16 protein-coding genes are annotated in these 18,453 nt (G+C 43.8%); 10 read left to right on the top strand and 6 right to left on the bottom strand.

Annotated features, from left to right (window positions below):
* Positions 1-13 precede the first annotated feature (13 nt).
* The 6 genes from B9G69_RS01310 to B9G69_RS01335 all read right to left on the bottom strand — a co-directional run bounded on the left by B9G69_RS01310 (position 14) and on the right by B9G69_RS01335 (position 7,241).
* Positions 14-694, bottom strand: a complete 681-nt coding sequence (locus tag B9G69_RS01310) for a hypothetical protein (protein WP_265437916.1) — start codon at positions 692-694, stop codon at positions 14-16.
* A 546-nt stretch (positions 695-1,240) separates the two neighbouring features.
* Positions 1,241-1,924: an ABC transporter ATP-binding protein gene (locus B9G69_RS01315; protein ID WP_088614279.1), complete on the bottom strand. Its 684-nt coding sequence runs from the start codon at positions 1,922-1,924 to the stop codon at positions 1,241-1,243.
* Entirely contained in the window at positions 1,917-3,149 is a 1,233-nt protein-coding gene (locus B9G69_RS01320) for an ABC transporter permease (protein WP_088614278.1), read from the bottom strand. Before B9G69_RS01320 ends, B9G69_RS01315 begins: the two co-directional genes overlap by 8 nt.
* Positions 3,146-4,280 (bottom strand): peptide chain release factor 2 gene (prfB, locus tag B9G69_RS01325; protein WP_416220925.1). Its coding sequence is split into 2 segments (ribosomal slippage): positions 3,146-4,198 and positions 4,200-4,280, totalling 1,134 coding nucleotides; the frame shifts between segments, so codons are not numbered across the junction. The genes B9G69_RS01320 and prfB overlap by 4 nt, the downstream gene beginning before the upstream one ends.
* A 97-nt stretch (positions 4,281-4,377) precedes the next feature.
* The gene (ybeY, locus tag B9G69_RS01330; protein WP_088614276.1) at positions 4,378-4,824 is read right to left on the bottom strand and encodes an rRNA maturation RNase YbeY; all 447 of its coding nucleotides are present in this window, start codon (positions 4,822-4,824) and stop codon (positions 4,378-4,380) included.
* A gap of 2 nt (positions 4,825-4,826) precedes the next feature.
* Positions 4,827-7,241, bottom strand: coding sequence for an HD family phosphohydrolase (locus B9G69_RS01335; protein ID WP_088614275.1), 2,415 nt, complete (start codon positions 7,239-7,241; stop codon positions 4,827-4,829).
* A 133-nt stretch (positions 7,242-7,374) separates the two neighbouring features.
* Between B9G69_RS01335 and mazG the strand changes: the two genes are divergently transcribed.
* The 10 genes from mazG to B9G69_RS01385 all read left to right on the top strand — a co-directional run bounded on the left by mazG (position 7,375) and on the right by B9G69_RS01385 (position 18,438).
* Complete coding sequence (gene mazG, locus B9G69_RS01340; RefSeq protein WP_088614274.1) at positions 7,375-8,184, top strand: nucleoside triphosphate pyrophosphohydrolase; 810 nt, start codon at positions 7,375-7,377, stop codon at positions 8,182-8,184.
* A gap of 563 nt (positions 8,185-8,747) precedes the next feature.
* A complete protein-coding gene (locus tag B9G69_RS01345) occupies positions 8,748-9,800 on the top strand; it encodes a hypothetical protein (protein ID WP_088614273.1) in 1,053 nt (350 codons plus the stop codon).
* A gap of 14 nt (positions 9,801-9,814) precedes the next feature.
* Positions 9,815-10,435: a PilZ domain-containing protein gene (locus B9G69_RS01350; RefSeq protein WP_088614272.1), complete on the top strand. Its 621-nt coding sequence runs from the start codon at positions 9,815-9,817 to the stop codon at positions 10,433-10,435.
* Positions 10,410-11,117 carry a MotA/TolQ/ExbB proton channel family protein gene (locus tag B9G69_RS01355; RefSeq protein ID WP_088614271.1) on the top strand — a complete coding sequence of 236 codons (708 nt, stop codon included), beginning with the start codon at positions 10,410-10,412 and terminating at the stop codon, positions 11,115-11,117. Before B9G69_RS01350 ends, B9G69_RS01355 begins: the two co-directional genes overlap by 26 nt.
* 57 nt (positions 11,118-11,174) lie before the next feature.
* Positions 11,175-11,720 (top strand): ExbD/TolR family protein, encoded by a 546-nt coding sequence (locus B9G69_RS01360; protein ID WP_088614270.1) that lies wholly within the window; start codon positions 11,175-11,177, stop codon positions 11,718-11,720.
* A gap of 1 nt (position 11,721) precedes the next feature.
* The gene (locus B9G69_RS01365) at positions 11,722-12,219 is read left to right on the top strand and encodes an ExbD/TolR family protein (RefSeq protein ID WP_088614269.1); all 498 of its coding nucleotides are present in this window, start codon (positions 11,722-11,724) and stop codon (positions 12,217-12,219) included.
* A 4-nt stretch (positions 12,220-12,223) separates the two neighbouring features.
* Positions 12,224-15,934 (top strand): tetratricopeptide repeat protein, encoded by a 3,711-nt coding sequence (locus B9G69_RS01370; RefSeq protein ID WP_265437917.1) that lies wholly within the window; start codon positions 12,224-12,226, stop codon positions 15,932-15,934.
* Positions 15,935-15,948: 14 nt separating this feature from the next.
* Positions 15,949-16,197 carry a hypothetical protein gene (locus B9G69_RS01375; protein ID WP_088614267.1) on the top strand — a complete coding sequence of 83 codons (249 nt, stop codon included), beginning with the start codon at positions 15,949-15,951 and terminating at the stop codon, positions 16,195-16,197.
* 22 nt (positions 16,198-16,219) lie between these two features.
* Complete coding sequence (locus B9G69_RS01380) at positions 16,220-17,680, top strand: AgmX/PglI C-terminal domain-containing protein (RefSeq protein WP_088614266.1); 1,461 nt, start codon at positions 16,220-16,222, stop codon at positions 17,678-17,680.
* 14 nt (positions 17,681-17,694) lie between these two features.
* Positions 17,695-18,438, top strand: coding sequence for an outer membrane beta-barrel domain-containing protein (locus tag B9G69_RS01385; RefSeq protein WP_088614265.1), 744 nt, complete (start codon positions 17,695-17,697; stop codon positions 18,436-18,438).
* The last annotated feature ends 15 nt before the right edge of the window (positions 18,439-18,453 follow it).

Below are 18,453 nucleotides of genomic sequence, written 5' to 3' on the forward strand. Positions count from 1 at the left end.
TTTCAAGTTGTTATCAAAAGCTGATGGCGGCTTTAGTCGTAAATCCAAAAGTAAAATCGTTACCCAAATTAGCAGTCCCGTTTTTCCAAGCTTCACCCGGGAAAAGAAGACCGAGCTGATTCACCCATTGAACGCGTTCAACTGGTTTGTAAACTAGCTCTATATCCCATTCTAGGCCCAAATCTTTTTTTGCATCAACAGAATTTTGAAGCGTATTCATTAATTGTGCATACACCACTGTATTGCGAAGATTGAAACGTTCGTTGATTGTGTAATTCACTGACGGCGCCACATAGAAAGCATTGCCAACGCTTTCGTCATCCGCAGAGTTACCAACATTCAACGTTGAACCATTTTGCGCTGAGGGTTTAACTGCATTCGTGTTAAAGAAATCTGCACCACCCAAACGGTGATTGAAGATCAACATGCCGACGTCATAGTTTTTGTTAAATGCAAATCCACTAAAATTATTTGCATCCGTATCACCCGTCGCCATACCAACTTTACCCGACCATTCCCATTTTGATTCTTTGGCCGGGAAGTAGACTTCAGCAGCAATACCGAATCCATCAAGGTTTACGTCATCGCTGCCCTTTTTGATACCTGTTTGACCAGATTGGAATGCACCTTCAAGTTTGTAACCAAAAGAATCCCAACCACGACCTAAAACGAAGCTTGTTGTGTTAACGCTCAACTCGGAAGCAACCGTTCCGCCTGCGCCACCTGTGTAAGCGTTGATTTGATCTGCCGAATAATTCAGGCTCGATGCAGAACCTTTTCTTTGTTCAACGTAAACACCGATTGTTGATTTCGCTTCAACGTTTTCATATTGAAGTTGAGCACCCTCAGAAATCAGAAATCAGAAATCAGAAATCAGAAATCAGAAATTAGAAATCAGAAATTAGAAATTAGAAATTAGAAATTAGAGATCAAAGATCAAAGATCAAAGATAACTTTGAATGAAGGAGTGAGTGAGTGAGTGAGAGAGTGAGTGAGTGAGTGAGTGAATGAGTGAGTGAATGAGTGAGTGAGTGAATGAGTGAGTAAGCAAGAACGCGCCAGCAAAAAAGGCGAGCCCGCCAAAGGCGGAAGCCAGAAAAAACCGCGGAACAAGGGCCGTTCAAAAATGGCTGAATGCAAGGCGGAGGGGGCGAACCGCAGCGCAGGCGTGCCCCAGGCACGTCGGAGCGAGGACCGCACCCGACAACGCAGCAGGCAGCCGTTTTTCAACGGCCCGCCTTTAAACCCAGAGGCCGTCTTTCATTCTGTACACCTTTGGGAATCTCGTAGCAAAAGTTAAGTCATGCGTGACAATAACCAACGCCAACTTCATTTCCTCCTTCAAACGGAAGAACAACTCTTGAATTTTCGCACTGGTATTTGAATCCAAATTCCCCGTAGGCTCATCAGCAAACAGGATTTTTGGATGGCGAACCAAGGCACGGGCGATGGCGACACGTTGCAACTCCCCGCCGGATAATTGACTTGGATAGTGATCGGCACGATCGGCAAGGCCCATGAACTCTAACAAGTGCAGAGCTTTTTCTTTCGCGAGCCTTGGGGACTCCCCGGCCACACGGCAAGGAATCATTACGTTTTCAACAGCGTTGAATTCACTCAACAAATGATGGAACTGAAAAACGAAACCCATTTCCGCATTTCGGAATTTGGAAAGTTCTTCGTCATTCAAAGCCAACAAATCACGGCCTTCAAAAAAGACTTCGCCTTGAGTCGGACGATCCAAAGTTCCCATGATTTGTAAAAGCGTACTTTTACCAGCGCCCGATGATCCCAAAATCGCAAGGGCTTCCCCACCATTAATATCCATGTTAACGCCACGAAGAATCTCAAGCTCTCCGTTACCACTTGGATAAGACTTGTGGATATTTCTGACCGAAAGAAAATGACTTGGAGGATTATTCATTGCGCAGACCTTCCATCGGATTAAGATTTGCTCCACGACGAGCGGGAGCTAGTGTCGCCAGGAAACAGATCAACATAGTTGCGATACAAATAGCGATTGTATCCATAAAGCGAATGCTTACTTGGATTGAATCAACACGATACACCGCGCCCGAGATCAATCCCAAGCGGCCCTGGGCCCAATTAAAGAGCACACATAAAATCAAACCTAAAATAAATCCGCCTGCAAGTCCCACTCCCCCTAGGATCAAACCTTGGATAGTGAAGATTTTGATAACGTCTTTACGACTTAAGCCCACAGTTTTTAGAATAGCGATGTCTTTAAATCGTTGAACCACGTTTACAAACAAAGTGGAGGAAATGTTAAATGCAGCAACGAAAATAATTATGGAAACGACAAAGAAAATAACCGGGCGCTCGACAGCGACAGCATCAAATAGATTTTCGTTCGAATCACGCCAGTCACGCACCCAATAAGGCGCCCCTAATACATTGCTTAAATTATAACCTGCTTTACGAGCATAGGCTGCATCATCGAATTTTAACATCAGACCTGTGTAGCGATCCCCGATGGCTGCGACGTCTTGTGCAGTTTTTAAATCGATCATGATAAAGCGCTCGTTCCATTCAAACTTACCTAGCTCAACCACGCCTTGAAGTTTGAAAGTGCCTACTTTTCGTTTGAAACTAGATGGGTCCGAGGAATCTGCGATTGGTAAAACCACGCGGAACTCGTCGCCGATTTTTAGATTCATTTTTTTTGCTAAGCCAGAACCAATCAACGCCAAAGGGACATCAGAAGGTTCGGCCAAATTGGCAGAGCCCTCTTTCACACGGCTGTTTAAATTCAAAGTCTGATTAACTCGGTCTTTGTCGATACCCTCTAACAGGACACCAGCAATTTGACCGTTATGAGCCATGATACCCTCAACGAAAACAAAGCGTGCAGCACTAACTAAAGACGGTTCTGCTTTACGAATTTTTTCTTCTAGTTCGCGCCAATCATCAGGGAAGCGCGAACGTTTCACGACTTGCACATACCCTGACACGTCCGTCATGGCTTTTTGCAAGGTGGATTCAAAACCACTCATCACCGCCATGGAAACAACCAAGGAAGCGACTCCTAAAACCAAACCAAACAATGCCAATGGAGCCGAGCCCCCAAACATTGTTTTCTTTGAATTTAAAAGTTTCCAAGAGATCCACGCGAGTGCTTGTCTGTTCATGATGGCTTCGCCGCTTCTTGGTTCACCTGTTCTTTCAGGTAAGCCATGATAAAGCCGTCTAAATCACCATCCATCACATCATCGACCTGATTGGTTTCAAAGTCCGTGCGGTGATCTTTGACCATTTGATAGGGATGCATAACGTAAGAACGAATTTGCGATCCCCACTCGTTGGCCTTCTTAGACGAATTCATCGCATCTTTTTCAGCATTGCGTTTTTCAAGTTCAATTTCGTAAAGTTTCGCTTTCAACATCTTCAAAGCCTTCTCACGATTTTGAACTTGGGAACGTTCAATTTGGCAAGACACGATGACACCGGTTGGGATATGAGTCATACGAACTGCCGAGTCGGTTTTATTGACGTGCTGACCACCGGCACCGCTCGAGCGGTAGGTATCGACTTTCAAATCTTCCGGGCGAATTTCGATATTAATGTCGTCGTCCACCTCGGCCCACGCGAATACCGACGAAAACGAGGTATGGCGACGAGCATTGGAGTCAAACGGAGAAATACGCACCAAGCGATGAACACCTGATTCCGCTTTCAAATATCCGTAGGCATAAGGGCCTTCGATCAAAAGCGTGCAGGATTTAATCCCAGCACCCTCGCCCTCCGTCATCTCAACAACTTGAACCTTGTATCCATGTTTATCAGCGTAGCGCGTGTACATGCGTAAAAGCATTTCCGCCCAATCGCAGGATTCAGTACCGCCAGCGCCCGAGTTGATTGACAAATAAGTACTATTGCCATCAAGTTCGCCGTTCAAGACTCGTTTCAATTCCAAATCTTGGGCTAATTTTTCCAGAGAAGTCACTTCGGTTTTAACTTCCGTAAAGCTTCCTTCATCAGTAGCTTCAGCAGCCATTTCCAGTAGGACTGAGGCATCACTCAAACGACTCGTAAAAGAATCAAACTCGCCCACTGCTTTTTCAAGCAGGCTTTTTTCCTTGTTGAGTTTTTGCATTTCCTCGGGCTTACCCCACAAAGCAGGGTTTTCCGCTTGAATCGCCAACTCATCCAGGCGTTTTTTCTTTTTATCTAGGTCAAAGATACCCCCGAAGCTCCTTGGCGAAGCTTTCGAGCTCGTTGATACGTTTTTTAACGTCTGAGGATTCAGTAATAATAGACATTTAAATTCCTACTTAAACTACTTCGGCAACGCCGAAGTGTATACGGCTCGTGGAAATGCCACGAACCCGATTATAGTTATTTCTAAATGTCAGAGTGTCAAGTGGGGCTACGCAGCAAACGCTCAAAGATCGCGTCTTGGAGATCAAACATCTCTTTAGCGTCTTTTTCATTCGTCTCATGATCATAACCCAACAGATGCAGCGTCCCGTGAAGCAACATATAGCCGAGTTCTTTTTGGAAAGTCAGTTTGTGTTCCTTCGCTTGTTTTTTCAGCACCTCGGGGCACATCACAAGTTCACCGAAACTGGAAGGATCCATCGAGTCAAATGACAAAACATCCGTTGCATAGTCTCTGCCACGGAATTCATTATTGATCTTTTGCGCGGGCTTTTTATCAAGGAATACCAACGTCAACTCACGACGGGCTTTATCAGCGGTAATGACCTTACGCTTTCTAAGTTCGGCAATCACGGAATCCATCCACTCTTGAATGAACTTCCGTGGGATCGAGTGTTTCGATTCGTTGATGATCAGAACCTGCATTATTATCCTTGTTTGGTCGTAGGAATCGATTCACCCAGCTGACCGCCGGCAGAACGTGGGTAATCAATACGCTGATGGTATATACCCAAAAGAATGCGAATGAAAGCAGCTTCGACTTTCGAAATATCTTTCAGGGTCAAATTACACTCGTCCAACTGCCCGTCAGAAAACTTTCTTTGAACGATATTACGAACGATATTTTGCAAACGTGCCGGAGTCGGCTCATCTAAAGATCTTGCCGCCGCTTCGATAGAGTCGGCTAACATACACAAGGCTGCCTCACGAAATTGAGGTTTAGGGCCTGGATAACGGAAATCTTGATCACTGATTTCTGGGTCTTCCTCTTTCTTTAGATCCAATGCTTTATTATAGAAGTAAGAAATCAACGTCGTCCCGTGATGCTGTATAATACCATCAATGATCGGTTTACCCAGTTTGAATGCCACACCCATCTCAACGCCGTCCTTAACGTGAGCGATCAACAGGGTTTTACTCATGAATGGAGAGATATGGTCATGGGGATTATTCCCTGGTTTTTGATTCTCGATAAAGTAATTCGCATGCTCCATCTTACCAATATCGTGGTAATAGCACATGACTTTACCTAAAAGGGAATTGGCACCGATTTCTTCTGCCGCAGCTTCCACCATCGATCCCACCATCATTGAGTGATGATAAGTCCCCGGAGCCTTAACAATCATGTCTTTCAAAAGCGGATGATTTAGATTGGAAAGCTCTAAAAGTTTAACGTCGGTTGTATAGTTAAAGACTGATTCTAAAAGCGGAATGAACATCATCGCACACAAAGAACTTAGGATACCACCCATAAAGGCCGCTGGAATCGCAAACAGAATTTCACGCCCTGCCCCTTCTTGATCAAAGCGAGTCATCGTCAATACGAAGGCCACAATCAACGCATTCACGACACCCGTTCGGATACCGGCAAAGTAAATGTCGTTTCTTGTTTTACAGTTAAAGACACCGCGGGCTGCAGCGATACCGCCGATCATACTTACGATCATCAGGGCATAATTGTAATCAACCATGATTCCCAAGCATAAAGAAATGAATGCGGTAAAGAGCCAAACGATCTCACCTGAAGTGATTAGTAATCCCACAAGCATGGGACCTGTTGCAATCGGAGCTGCATACAAAAAGAACGTGGCTGGTAACAAGTGTCCCAGTTTTGAAACAAAGGCAGCATCGATCACGAACAAATAAATTTTCGTAAACAGTATTGTGCCAAAGGCGATTAACATCATGACCATCAAGTCTTTGAAATCAACTTTCACGCGATTTTGTGAAAAACGTTTCAAATAAGAGAAGAACACAATGATCGCCATGGATAGCATCAGAGACATCGCAAGAGCCGTCAGGTCCTTGCGTTTGTCCGAGCGGATTGTTTCAATCTGTTTAACGACAGCCATATGAAATGGCTGAATCACAGAACCTTGGGCCACAATCACTTGGTTCTTTTTGATCGTGATATTAACGGGAATGACAGCTTCGCGCGCTGCTTGTTTGCGGCTGGCAGTTTCCTGCTTGTTCAAGGTGAGGTTTGGAACTAACAAAGATCTTCCAAAATAAAGAATATTAGTACGGTCACCTTCAGCGAAACGGTCTAGCTCCTTGCGGTCATCCAACGTGAAGTGATCGGGGTCTTGAATATCCATCACTTCAGTGCGGGGAATGCTAAACTCCCGTCCCAGATTGTTTCTGTGAACCACTCGCGCCACGACTGTGGTTTGTCCCGCCGGGATAAATCGATCAGGAGCTTCGGCAATTTTTTGTTCGTACCAGTTTTCAAGATTGCGGATCAGAATCGCTTCAATGCGAGCACTGAATTTATTATCCACTAACCATTCATACATGAAATCAGAAACGCCCACTCCCAGCTCGGTTTCGAATTCCTTCTTATGTTGAAAGAATTCCTTCACCTTGGCGCGATACGCTGAAGGCTGCTTGGGCCAAGTGATCTCACGGTGATAGTTACGCATGGTCCGGAAAGAATGAATCAAACCCAACGACACACGTTCAAAAACGCTGGTATCAAAGTCGTAAACGACAGCCACGGCGTACTCAGCTTTCATACGCTTTTCTTCGGTGGTCACCTCGTCCGTCATTTCAAAACCGATAGGCGAAGTCACATCGTATTTCGCGATGTCGCCCACCGTGAAATTATAAGGGACATCGAACTGATAGAAGATGGTGTAAGACAAAAGAACGCAGTACAGGAAAATAAAGGCAGCACGACGAACGAAAAGCTTCTCTTCGAGCATATGCAATGCGCGACCGAAGAAGGTCTTCTCCAGACCAATCGAATCCACCCAGTCCAAAAATTTTAGACTGTGATCTTCGTAATTTACGCGAGTCGCAGGACTCTCGTTTTTCTTAGAACCTTTTCCACGTTGTGGCATATTAAGACTCTCGTCCCTACTTTCCAGAATGTGCTAGTGCTCGTCCAGCGTATCGCTAATTAACTTAATTGTCGAAATCACTCTGTGTTTGCGCTAAGATAGAGCCGATTCCATCAAAAAGTCGAGGCGCTGTATGGCAAAAACTCCTAGTGAATTAAATAATATTGAGTCCTTGGTCGAGATCGTAGCTAGTTTGCGCGGCCCCGACGGTTGCCCTTGGGATAAGGAGCAGACTCACGAATCACTTACACAATACGCCGTCGAGGAGACATTTGAGCTGGTGGAAGCCATTGAATCCCCTTCTCAGGATCGCGACAATAAAATCAAAGAAGAACTTGGTGACGTGTTGTTTCAAGTGGTCCTTCATTCTCAACTCGCCTCCGAACGTGGAGCATTTACTCTTGAAGATGTGATTAAAACAGTGGCAGAAAAACTAGTACGACGTCACCCTCACGTATTTGGAGATGTGAAGGTCGCAAACTCTGCCGAGGTCGTTAAGAATTGGGAAGAGATCAAAAAGAAAGAAGCTGGCGCAAAACCTGACTATGCTTTAAAAGTACCGCCCCTTCCGGCCTTACAACGCGCTTACAAGATAGGCAAACGTACTGAAAAGTATAAATTCGACTGGGAGAATGTTGAAGGCGTCATGATCAAAGTCGAAGAAGAATTCGATGAACTGCGTGAAGCCTTAGATAATGACGTCGAGTCTGAGATCGAGCATGAGCTGGGCGATGTTTTATTCTCGCTGGCTCAGCTGGGACGTCATTTAAAAATGGAACCGGAACAAGTTCTTCGCAAAGGGAATTCCCGTTTTGAAGAACGCTTTAACAAAATGGTAGAGTTCGCTTCACTTGAAGGTAAAGACTGGGGCAAACTTTCCGTCGAGGAGAAAGAGCAGTATTGGTTAAAAGCCAAAGCAGCCCTCAAGAGTGCGCCTAAGTAAGCACTGTCTTCCATAACTTTTCAAAAAATAAAACCCGTGCAATAAAAATTAATGATCCGTTTCGACAATAAATTTGAAATAAAATTTTTGTCGAACTCTTTTTCTTCTGCAAATTTTTACTCCAGATCTATTTGCTGAACACTTGCTGTGATCGTTTTCACTTCCACGAAAATTCCCATTCACTCTTTGTACGAGTGACAACAAAGTCGACCTTTTGCCAGGATTCCTAGGTGGAAGATTCTCAAAATCGCTCCGCAACTTGTTTGATGAAATCGTCAAAAAGTTCTTCAAATTCGAGGAACTTCCTAAAAAAACACAGACTTATCCCTAGTTCTCAAGAAATATTTCCCTCAAAACGTCCAAAATGTTGACGACTGAAAATTATTTTTTCTCTGTAGTTCAACATCACAGTCTATGATTTCAATACTTTACCGCGCCTCAGAATGAAACCGTTTTTAGATAGAAAAACAAATTCACTAGGTTGCGGGTTATTTCAGTTTTGTCACTAATTGAACGAAACTGATTCCATCACGAACATGGTGGGGCTCAGGAGGGCAAACCGTATGATCAATCAAATCGCTCGCAAATCAGTAGTAGTTGCTTCAGCAATCTCAATGCTAGCTGGTTGCGGAAAAAGCGGAGGAACTTACTCGATCCTCGCTGATTCAGATTCTTACAAGCAGGAAGCTGTCTACGTTCCTAAGAAAATCGATATCCTTTGGGTGATCGACAACTCAGGTTCCATGAAAACATCTCAAGACAACTTGGCTGCGAACTTCCAGTCCTTCATCGCTCGCTTTAATCAAAACAACAGTGACTTCCACATGGCTGTGGGTACAACTGATGCTTGGGAAAAACAATTCAACTCGTCTTCTGAAAAAGCAAGATTGAGAGACGGTACTGGCGCAGTTGGTTCTTCAACTCGTTCTGGTGTTTACGTCATGGATAAAAACACTCCGAACCTAAGCCAAGTTTTCGTGACTAACGTTAAGCAAGGCATTAACGGTAACGGTGACGAACGCGCTTTTGAAAGTATCAAACAGATTCTTCAAGATCCGTTCAATGCAGGCTTCCGTCGTCCAGACGCAACACTTGCAATCATCATCGTATCTGACGAAGAGGACTTCTCTCAGTCAGTAAGCACTTTCAGCGAAAGCTATACGAATAACAAATTGTATCCCGTGCAAAACTATATCGACTTCTTGGACACTTACACGGGCGGTACGGCTAACGGCAGAAACTACTCTGTTTCCAACATCGCGATCCAAGACACTGCTTGCCGCGATCAATTGAAAACTGATAAGTTCCCGACTCGCTACCATGACATCACTAATAAAACTGGTGGTATCAACGGTTCATTGTGCTCCAACTTCGGCGCAACTTTGGAATTGATCTCTGATTCAATCATTCAGTTGTCGAGCTCTTTCAAACTTAGTCGCGAACCGGTTCCAGAATCGATCGTAGTAACTGTTGATGGAGTGACTGTTGCTCAAGATGCAACAAACGGCTGGACTTATGACGCTGCAACTTTGACGATCACTTTCCATGGCAGCTCAGTACCGAACGCGAACTCTAATGTGAAAATCAACTTCGATCCGAAATCGATCATTATCTAAAAGAGGATTGTGTAATGGGTGGGGAACAATCTGCAGCACAAAATCTTGAGCAATGGTACATCCTACGTGGGGACATGAAATATGGTCCCTACGAGTACAGATCCATGATCTCAATGATTCAAAATAGCGAGCTTCAAGACTACAACTATGTCTGGGCTCCGCATCTAGAAAACTGGACTCTGGTGGGAGAGCTTCAGGAATTCTCTAAAGACCGCTTGGCTCGTCTGATCCAAACTAAGGATCACTTGTCTGGCGCCTTTATCGAGAGAAAATACCCACGTAAAGATTTGCAAACTGGGATTTATGCTCACAATGATCAGTCATTTTTTGACGGCCATACTTTGAGCGTGAGTGAGAATGGGGCTTTGGTTCTGTTGAACGATCCTCTACTCTACCTAGGTCAAAAGATTATGATTCATTTCAGAAAATCTGAAGTAAATCCTGTAGAATTTAATGTTCTATGTGAAATTGTCCGAAAGAATTATTCGAAACAAAGATTAAACGTGAAATCCGGTCTGCACTACGCTGTTCGTTTCCTCCAAGTGCCTGAGATTGGTTCGACTCAATTAACTAAATGGTCTCGCGGTGGCGGTTCCAAGGAGGAAACAAATGGCATTCTTAAAGTTCATGAATGAATCTGGCGTCGTTGGCTGGTTGATTCTACTAACAGGCATCGGTTCATTGGTACTAGTAGCAGAGCGTGCGAAAATGCTCTACAAAGAGTACGGTATGAATGTCGATGAGTTCATGGGTAAAATCCAAAATCTTATCTTGGCAAAGAAACACGATGAAGCTTTGCTTCTTTGTGCACAACTTGAGAAAAAGCCACTTGCTGCAGCCTTCAAAACGATCCTTGAAAAAGCTGATCGTGATGATGACACAATTTTCCAAGCACACGATATCGCAATGGCGGAAAACGTTCCATTGTACACTAAACGCCTACACTATCTTTCAATGCTAGCCAACGTTGCTACGTTGATGGGTCTTTTGGGTACTATCCATGGTCTTATCCTTTCGTTCCAAGCCGTTGCTTCTGCAGACCCTGCAATGAAACAACAATTGTTGGCGCAAGGTATCTCCGTTTCCATGTATACAACAGCGTTGGGTCTTGCGGTTGCGATCCCTGCGATGGTGTTCTTCTCTATTCTGACTTCTCGTCAAAATGAGTTGATGGAAGAAATGATGGAAAAATGCGGTAAATTGGCAGAGTTGCTAACTAGCGCACACGTTCCAAACCTTTCTCGCCAAAACGTATTCCCAGACCATGTTGCTGCACCAGCGGTAACTCCTCCATCAGCTCCAGGTAAGGCTTCTTAATTGAAGCCTTCCGGGCAATCCATGGTGGGATCGATAATTACATAACTGGGTGGGTATATGAGACGCGGAAAAAAGATTAAAATTAATCATAACAGTGAGTTCGAGTTAGACTTAGCTCCTCTACTTGCCGTAATGGTAAAACTAGTACCTGTTCTGTTACTATCATCAGCATTCGTGCAAATGATGGTGATCGAAACTGAGCTTCCCCAAGTTGTTGCTGAAGCAATTCAACGAAATGACCAAGAAAAAACTCCAACTCTAGTCGCTATCGAAGTTGACCCTAAAGAAGGTTACACAATCGTGGTGACTAAAGCTGGCAAAGAAAACACAGAATCAGTTCCTCTAAAAAACGGAACATATGATTTGCCTTCTCTTCACCAAAAATTGGTTGAAGTAAAAAAAGCCAATCCTGAAGTTTTCAAAATTGAATTAAATCCTGAAGCAAAAGTTCCATACAACGACATCGTCAAAGTTATGGATGAAGCTCGTCAGGCGCACGATAAGACAGTGACTTTCCCTGTTTTCGATCCAAAACAAGGTAAGAATGTCGAAACTAAGTATATGTTTCCAGAAGTTGTCTTCTCGAACATGATGGAGGGCTAACATGGCACGCCGCCGCCCGTACGAATTACCAAAACAAAAATCAACTTTCGGTCTGAATATCACGTCGATGACCGATATGTTTACGATTCTTCTGGTGTTCCTACTTCAGAGCTATTCAACTTCTCAAGTTGAAATAACTCCGGAGAACAATTTGCGTTTGCCGACTTCGGCTACAACTGCAAATCCCGTGGAAGCCGTTAAGATTTCTTTATCGAAAGATGCTTTGAAAATCGATAAGGATAAAATCGCAGACGTTAAGGATTCAGAATTCTTAGCGCAGGACCTTGAGTCCACAGACGCGAACTTTATTAAACCTTTATTCGAAAAACTGGACCACATGGCCAAAAATTCAACCGAAAAGGAAAAGTGGGTAAAAGAAGGAAAAATTCTTTTGCAGGCTGATAAAGACCTCCCTTACGCGACTCTTCGCAAAGTGATGTATACAGCATCAATGGCAGGCTTTCCTCAGTTGAAATTGGTGACAATGGTCGGAGAATAACATTATGAAGCTGCACACACTTACGATCATTCTGGCTATTCATTTATTCTCGTTGTTGTGCTTTGCAGAAAAGAATGAAAAAGGACTTATCCCAGAAGTCCGTATGTCTAACGACGAAGGCGAAAACGAAAAGAAAGCTCTGCGTTCTGAGTTGATGATAACTCGCTCAGAAAACAAAGCGATCGAATCCCTTCAGTCAGTCATCAAAAAAAGCAAAGGCTCAACGAATGAGGCGGACCTATGGTATCGCTTGGCTGAGCTTTACATGCGCCGTTCTAAGTCCGGTCGTTTCTTTGACTTGAACCGTGACAACCCGATGATGAAACTTTCTCCATTCCCTATTCCGAATGAGAAGGGTTCTGAATCCGTTAAGCGCGCGATGAAAATCTATTCAAAAATTGAATCAGATTTCCCAAAATTCCGTTACATGGACGAGGTTTTGTTCAATAACGCCTTCGCTCACCAACAAGTGGGTCAAATGAAGGGTTCTCATGAACTTTACCAACGTCTTTTGACTCAATTCCCAAAATCACCACTTGTACCAGACGGTACATTGGCTTTGGGTGAATTGCTTTACGAGCAAGGTAAATTTGCCGCGGCTCTAGAGCAATTCGAGCGCCTTGAAAAATTCCCGAACAGCCGTGTTTATTCATACGGTATGTACAAAGCTGCATGGGCTTGCTACAACATGCGTGACAGCGAATGCGGCATCAGAAAACTTGTCCAGGTTGTAAAAAACAATCCTGCACTTCAAGACGGTGAAGTGCCTACAAACCGCCACAATCTTCGTAAAGAAGCTTTGCGCGATTTGACAATCTTTATTGGCGACTCCTACCCTGCAAGCAAACTTTATTCATTCTTTGAGGACATCACTTCTGGTGAAGAACTTGGTGAAGCGATGATGAACCTTGCGAAACTTTATGATTCGCACAGTCGTCAAAAAGAAATGAATATCTTTCTTGAAGAATACATCGAGAAACAACCATCTGGTCCAAATGTGGTTAAATCCCATTTGCTATTAGTTGAGGCCAACGAAACGCTTAAAAAACGTGACTTAGTATTAAAACATTTAACTTTCGCGTCTGACCTTTGCCGCTCTGATTCCTCTTGGAAAAAGGACCAAAAGAAAGACGACATCACGACTTCATGTGAGGAAGGTTTCCGTCGCACAAGCCTTGATATGGCTAAAAAATGGTGGGAAATCTGGTTGAAGAACAAACAAAATACTGAGTTCTCGAACCTAACTCAACAGTTGTTCAAATTGATGCTTGATAACGAAGATCCTAAGAAACCGGATTTGAAAACTCGTTTTGCCTATGCAGAGCTTTTATTCCAACTAGGTAAATTCGACGAGGCATCTGCTCAATATAAAATTGTCGGCGATAAAACGACTGACGATATTATGAAGCACGATGCAAATTACGCTGCCCTATTCTCTAAAGAGAAATCTATCGAGAAAAAGTCTGAGCCTTTGAAAGAAGCTGAGCGTAAAGAACTGGCTGCAAACTATTTGGCGAAACATCCAAACGGCAAATATGCAACAGCAGTCAAATTCAAGATCGGTCACATTGCGTATGAAGAAAATAATTATCCAGAAGCTGAAAAATGGTTGAAACCTTTGACGACGATCAAAGGTAACGACGAGATCCGCAGAAAATCTGAAGACTTGGTGTTGGATATGCTTAACATCAAGAAAGATTATGTGGGTATTAAAGAGTTTTCGAAACAGATCGCAAGCTCTACAGCGGATGCTTCACGTAAAAATAGCATGAACAAGATCCAGGAAGAGGCGCACTTCACTGAAATTCAGGAATTCGCTAAAACTGGTGACAAAGATCAAGCTGCACAAAAACTGATCGCTTATGCAAAAGAGCATGGCAATTCGAAACTATCTCAAGATGCTTTGTGGCAAGCTATCGGTATTCTTTATACTGAAGGCAAAGTATACGATGCAGCTGAAATGTCTTTGAAATACGTGCAAAAATACCCAGAAGACAAAAAGAATCTGGATGCATTGAAAGACGCTGCAAAAGCTTATGCAGACATTGGTCAAACTGCGAAAGCAGCGGACACCTTGGCTAAAATTGCTGAACTGGATAAAAAAGGCCGTAACCAATACTTGGAAGCTGCTGCTGATATCTATGTGATGGAAAAACGTGTGAAAGATGCTCGCGCTTCTTACATGGGCATTTTGTCTTCCGCTGACAGCAAAACAACAGAGCGCATTTACGGTAAACTTCTTGATTCCTACAAGAACGAAAAGAAATCGCCTGAATACGAAAAGCTGCTGAACCAAATCTCTGCTAAAGGTATCGAACCTTATACCACAGAGGCCATGATTGAGCGTGCTCAAAGCTTGTTGGATGCTGGTAAAATGACAGCAGCATTCGATCTTTCCATGAAAGCGAATGGTCGTTCGGTTCCTGCTGAAACTCGTGCCGCTGCCCGCTTGATCCAAGCATCAGTCCTGGAAAAAGAATTTATTTCTCAAAGCGTGAAAGCACGTGAAGAAAAATTCGCAACGGTTCTTGCGATCAAAACTGAAAAGCTTGATAAAGCGCAAACAGCATTCGTAACAGCTTTAAAGATGTCTAAAGATCCATATCAACAGTTGGAAGCTTTACGTGGTATTGACCGCGTGTATGGCAACTACATTGATTCTTTGACATCAATGCCACTTCCGGCTTCTTTAAGCCCCGACGAGCAGAAACAATTGCGCGGCGAGCTTGCGAAATTGACCGACCCTATTGCTGATAAGAAAAAAGACAACGATGCGAAGTTGAAAGCCTTGGCGGCAACTGTCGGCCAATCGGCGACGACGACTCGTGCTTATTCAAGTATCAGCGTAGATAAAACGATCACGCCCATCGCACAATTCCCTACTCCGGATAAATTGGGTGTGTTCCTTCCAGCATCGTCAGATATGACGATTGGTAAGGTGTCTCGTTATGAGATTCGTCCAAATAAGACATGCAACAAAACTGCTGTAATGACTGGTGATATCGCAAAAGTAAACACTTTCGAAGTTGCTGGAAATTGTTATGGTTCTAGACAGTTCGACATCGTTGAAAAACTGGGTCTAGAGCTCGCTAAAGCGAAAGAAACCAGAGCCCTTGGTTTGTTCTATGCAAGCGTAGGTGCTGAAGGTAAAGGTTATAACGACAAAGCGATGTGGTTAATTGATGCTGCATTGAAGGCTCAACCTGAAGCGTCTCCTTATGTTTATCAAAAGGCTCGTTTGACATATAAAGAAGATGGCATCAAATCCGCGATGCAATATTTCGAGAAGGTTTTGGACATGCAAATGCCTTCGACAGAAATGGAAACTTTCGCTGGTGTGAAGGCTTTCTCAGAGGGAGATTTCTCTCGAGCTGTCGAAAAATTTTCTACACTCCAAAAAGATCAGTTGTATACTTTAAATGTGGGAACGCTTTTGAGTGAATCATATGCTCAAAAGGGTCAGGTCGATAAAGCTCTGGCAATGGTCAAAGATTTGATCGCTGCTAACAAGAAAGACAATGTCGACTACCTTCTGGAACAAGCTCATATCCTTGAGACTTTCAAAGGAAGCCCCACGCTAGCGTTGGATTCCTATGAAAAGGCATTCAAAGCCAGCAGCGCGCAAGCAGATTTGCGTGAATGGTTAAGCAAGAAAATTCAATTTATCAAAAATCAAAACAAAGTCGGTCAGCACGTAATCTCGGGAGACTTGTAGTATGGAGGGTACAAGTGAAAGCTTTCATCCAATTGATGACAGTTTTTCTTCTTCTGGGGTCGACGACTGCACTTGCTAAAACAAGAACAGTCCGTAAAGTCCAAGAAGTCAATTTTGGTGACATGAACCTCAAGGGTACAGTTCGAAACCCTGATGGCGCATATCTAGTACAAAAACGCGGTATCAAATTTATGCCGTTGTATGACGTACAAAAAGATATGGACGGCCGTATCAGGGAATCAGCTCTGTACTTGAATAACTAAGATTTATTACTAGAGGTATATAATGATCACGTTGATTGTACGTCAGTCCTTAAAGAACGGGACTGCAAAAACTTGGAAATTAAGACCAGCAAATACAACACAAACATTCGGCTCTTCTCGTCTTGCTGACGTGATCTCTATCGCCCCAGCGACGAAAGGAATTCAAGGCGTTTTTGAATTCCGCGATGGTCAATGGTTCTATGTCGATATGGATATGGCAACATCTAGTGGATTGAAAAAATCCCCTGCTATTGCATTGAATAAAGATACGACTGTGACATTGGAAGATTGCACTTTGCAGTTCGATCCGATCAAAAAGGATGCAGACCTCTATGTTCGTCTGGAAAACGCCGGTCGTGACGAGTCTGTTGGTGGCAAGAAATTTCAACTTTATTTAGTAAAACAAAACGGCAGAGTCTTACAGACTAAGATGTTGCCGATGAACAAAACGTTCAGACCGGATTTCTCAAACCAAGAAGTGACATGCGTTCCTTCAACGGAATGGCACCGTCAAACAGTTGGTGACGTTGAGATCTCTCAAAAAACGCTTTCTATGGAAGATGCGGCCGCTATGGGACGTTTTAATACGTCGTCTATGGTGGACGAAGACTCTAAAAAGGGCGTCTTTTTAGTATTGGGTGCTGCTGCACTTTTCATCACTGCAGCTTTGTTCGGACCTAAGTCTGACATTCACTCCGTAGCAGCTGTGGAACCGCCGAAGGTCGCGCAAAAAATCATCGTGAAAACGGAGATTAAACCTAAGCGTAAAAAATCCGAAACGCCTAAACAGCAAGTGGTTCAACAAGCTGCTCCAGCCGCAGGTCCAAAAGCAGAAATGCCGACTGGTGGTGGTGGCGGTAAATTGGCTAACATGATGAAGTCGATCTCTGACGGTCGTATTTCTAAATTGATTGGCAAAGTTTCCGCGCAAGGCGCTAAAAGCGCCAACGTGATGTTCGCTCAAGGTGTTAAAGCTGGTTCCGGTCCTTCCGGTCGTGGCTTAGCAGCCGTTGGCAACATCGAGCGTTCTGGTCGTGACTGGGGTGCTGCGGGTAATGGCAGTGGTGTGCTTATTTCTACGAATGGTAAAGGTGGCGGTAAAAACGCTTCCGGCATGGGTGGAATGGCCGCTGGTGGAACTGGTAATGCCGGTGTTGGTTTGATCGAAGAAGAATCTGAAATTACTGGGGGCTTAGACCGTGAGGTTATCGCTCAGTATATCAAATCTAAATTGGGTCAAATTCTTTACTGCTATGAAAGACAATTGAGTGCGAATCCAGATTTGTTCGGTAAGGTCGCTGTTAAATTTACGATCGGTGGTACTGGTCAAGTTGAACAACAGATCATTGGCGATACAACTTTGAAAAACTCAACTGTTGAAGGCTGTATTTTGAATCGCGTAGCCGCATGGAAGTTCCCTGCCCCACAAGGCGGAACACGCGTGCTCGTAACATATCCATTTTTGTTTAAAAGTACCAACTAGGACGGGAGATCGACATGTTTAAGAAATCACTACTAATCTTCATCTTGATGACAGCTCAAGCTTTTGCACAAACAGCAAAACAGCCAGCGCCTGCACCAACAGAGCAACGTGGCAGCGATAAGCTAGACATCAAAAAACTAGAGAACAAGTACTGGGCAGCTAAAGACGAAGACTTTGGCGTAGTACAAAATCGTCGCTACGTAAAAGCGGAACGTTTTTACTTAACAGCGCGCGCTGGTATTCCAGTGAATGACTCATTCAGTGAAGGTAACGTTATGGGTGCAGACCTTGGTTACTTCTTCAACGAGCGTTGGGGCGTTGAGCTTTCATACAACAATGCTGATTTGAAAGACAATGACAATACTAAGCAGTTCTATACTCAAAATGGTGTTATGCCAGACCATAACATTTTGAAATCATCCTACTTTGTATCCGGAATTTGGGTTCCGTTCTATGCAAAAATGTCGGCTTTGGATAAAGCAATCATCTATTTCGACATGGGTGTTTCTGTGGGTCTTGGAAACGTGAGCTACGAGATCGCAAGATCCACGGGCAACGAATCAAACACAGCAATGGGTTACAGACTTGGCGTATTCCAGCAGATTTTCTTCTCTGAACACTTTGCATTGCGCGCTGATTTGATCAACACATGGGCCAATGAATCGCAAAAGCCTTACTCAGCAAACAGTGCCCGCGTGTTGGGTGATAAAATGGTGAACGACACATCTTTGATGTTCGGCATCACTTACTGGCACTAATTTAGTTTAAGTTTT

Origin of the sequence: Bdellovibrio sp. SKB1291214, from assembly GCF_002209355.2 — a bacterium.
Taxonomy (GTDB): Bacteria; Bdellovibrionota; Bdellovibrionia; order Bdellovibrionales; family Bdellovibrionaceae; genus Bdellovibrio.

Excerpts from the sequence above, each read along its gene's own strand:
- B9G69_RS01350 (WP_088614272.1), top strand. The coding sequence starts at position 9,815 with ATGGGTGGGGAACAATCTGCAGCACAAAATCTTGAGCAATGGTACATC.
- B9G69_RS01335 (WP_088614275.1), bottom strand. The coding sequence starts at position 7,241 with ATGCCACAACGTGGAAAAGGTTCTAAGAAAAACGAGAGTCCTGCGACT.
- ybeY (WP_088614276.1), bottom strand. The coding sequence starts at position 4,824 with ATGCAGGTTCTGATCATCAACGAATCGAAACACTCGATCCCACGGAAG.
- B9G69_RS01385 (WP_088614265.1), top strand. The coding sequence starts at position 17,695 with ATGTTTAAGAAATCACTACTAATCTTCATCTTGATGACAGCTCAAGCT.
- B9G69_RS01370 (WP_265437917.1), top strand. The coding sequence starts at position 12,224 with ATGAAGCTGCACACACTTACGATCATTCTGGCTATTCATTTATTCTCG.
- mazG (WP_088614274.1), top strand. The coding sequence starts at position 7,375 with ATGGCAAAAACTCCTAGTGAATTAAATAATATTGAGTCCTTGGTCGAG.
- B9G69_RS01345 (WP_088614273.1), top strand. The coding sequence starts at position 8,748 with ATGATCAATCAAATCGCTCGCAAATCAGTAGTAGTTGCTTCAGCAATC.
- B9G69_RS01355 (WP_088614271.1), top strand. The coding sequence starts at position 10,410 with ATGGCATTCTTAAAGTTCATGAATGAATCTGGCGTCGTTGGCTGGTTG.
- B9G69_RS01365 (WP_088614269.1), top strand. The coding sequence starts at position 11,722 with ATGGCACGCCGCCGCCCGTACGAATTACCAAAACAAAAATCAACTTTC.
- B9G69_RS01380 (WP_088614266.1), top strand. The coding sequence starts at position 16,220 with ATGATCACGTTGATTGTACGTCAGTCCTTAAAGAACGGGACTGCAAAA.
- B9G69_RS01360 (WP_088614270.1), top strand. The coding sequence starts at position 11,175 with ATGAGACGCGGAAAAAAGATTAAAATTAATCATAACAGTGAGTTCGAG.
- B9G69_RS01320 (WP_088614278.1), bottom strand. The coding sequence starts at position 3,149 with ATGAACAGACAAGCACTCGCGTGGATCTCTTGGAAACTTTTAAATTCA.
- B9G69_RS01315 (WP_088614279.1), bottom strand. The coding sequence starts at position 1,924 with ATGAATAATCCTCCAAGTCATTTTCTTTCGGTCAGAAATATCCACAAG.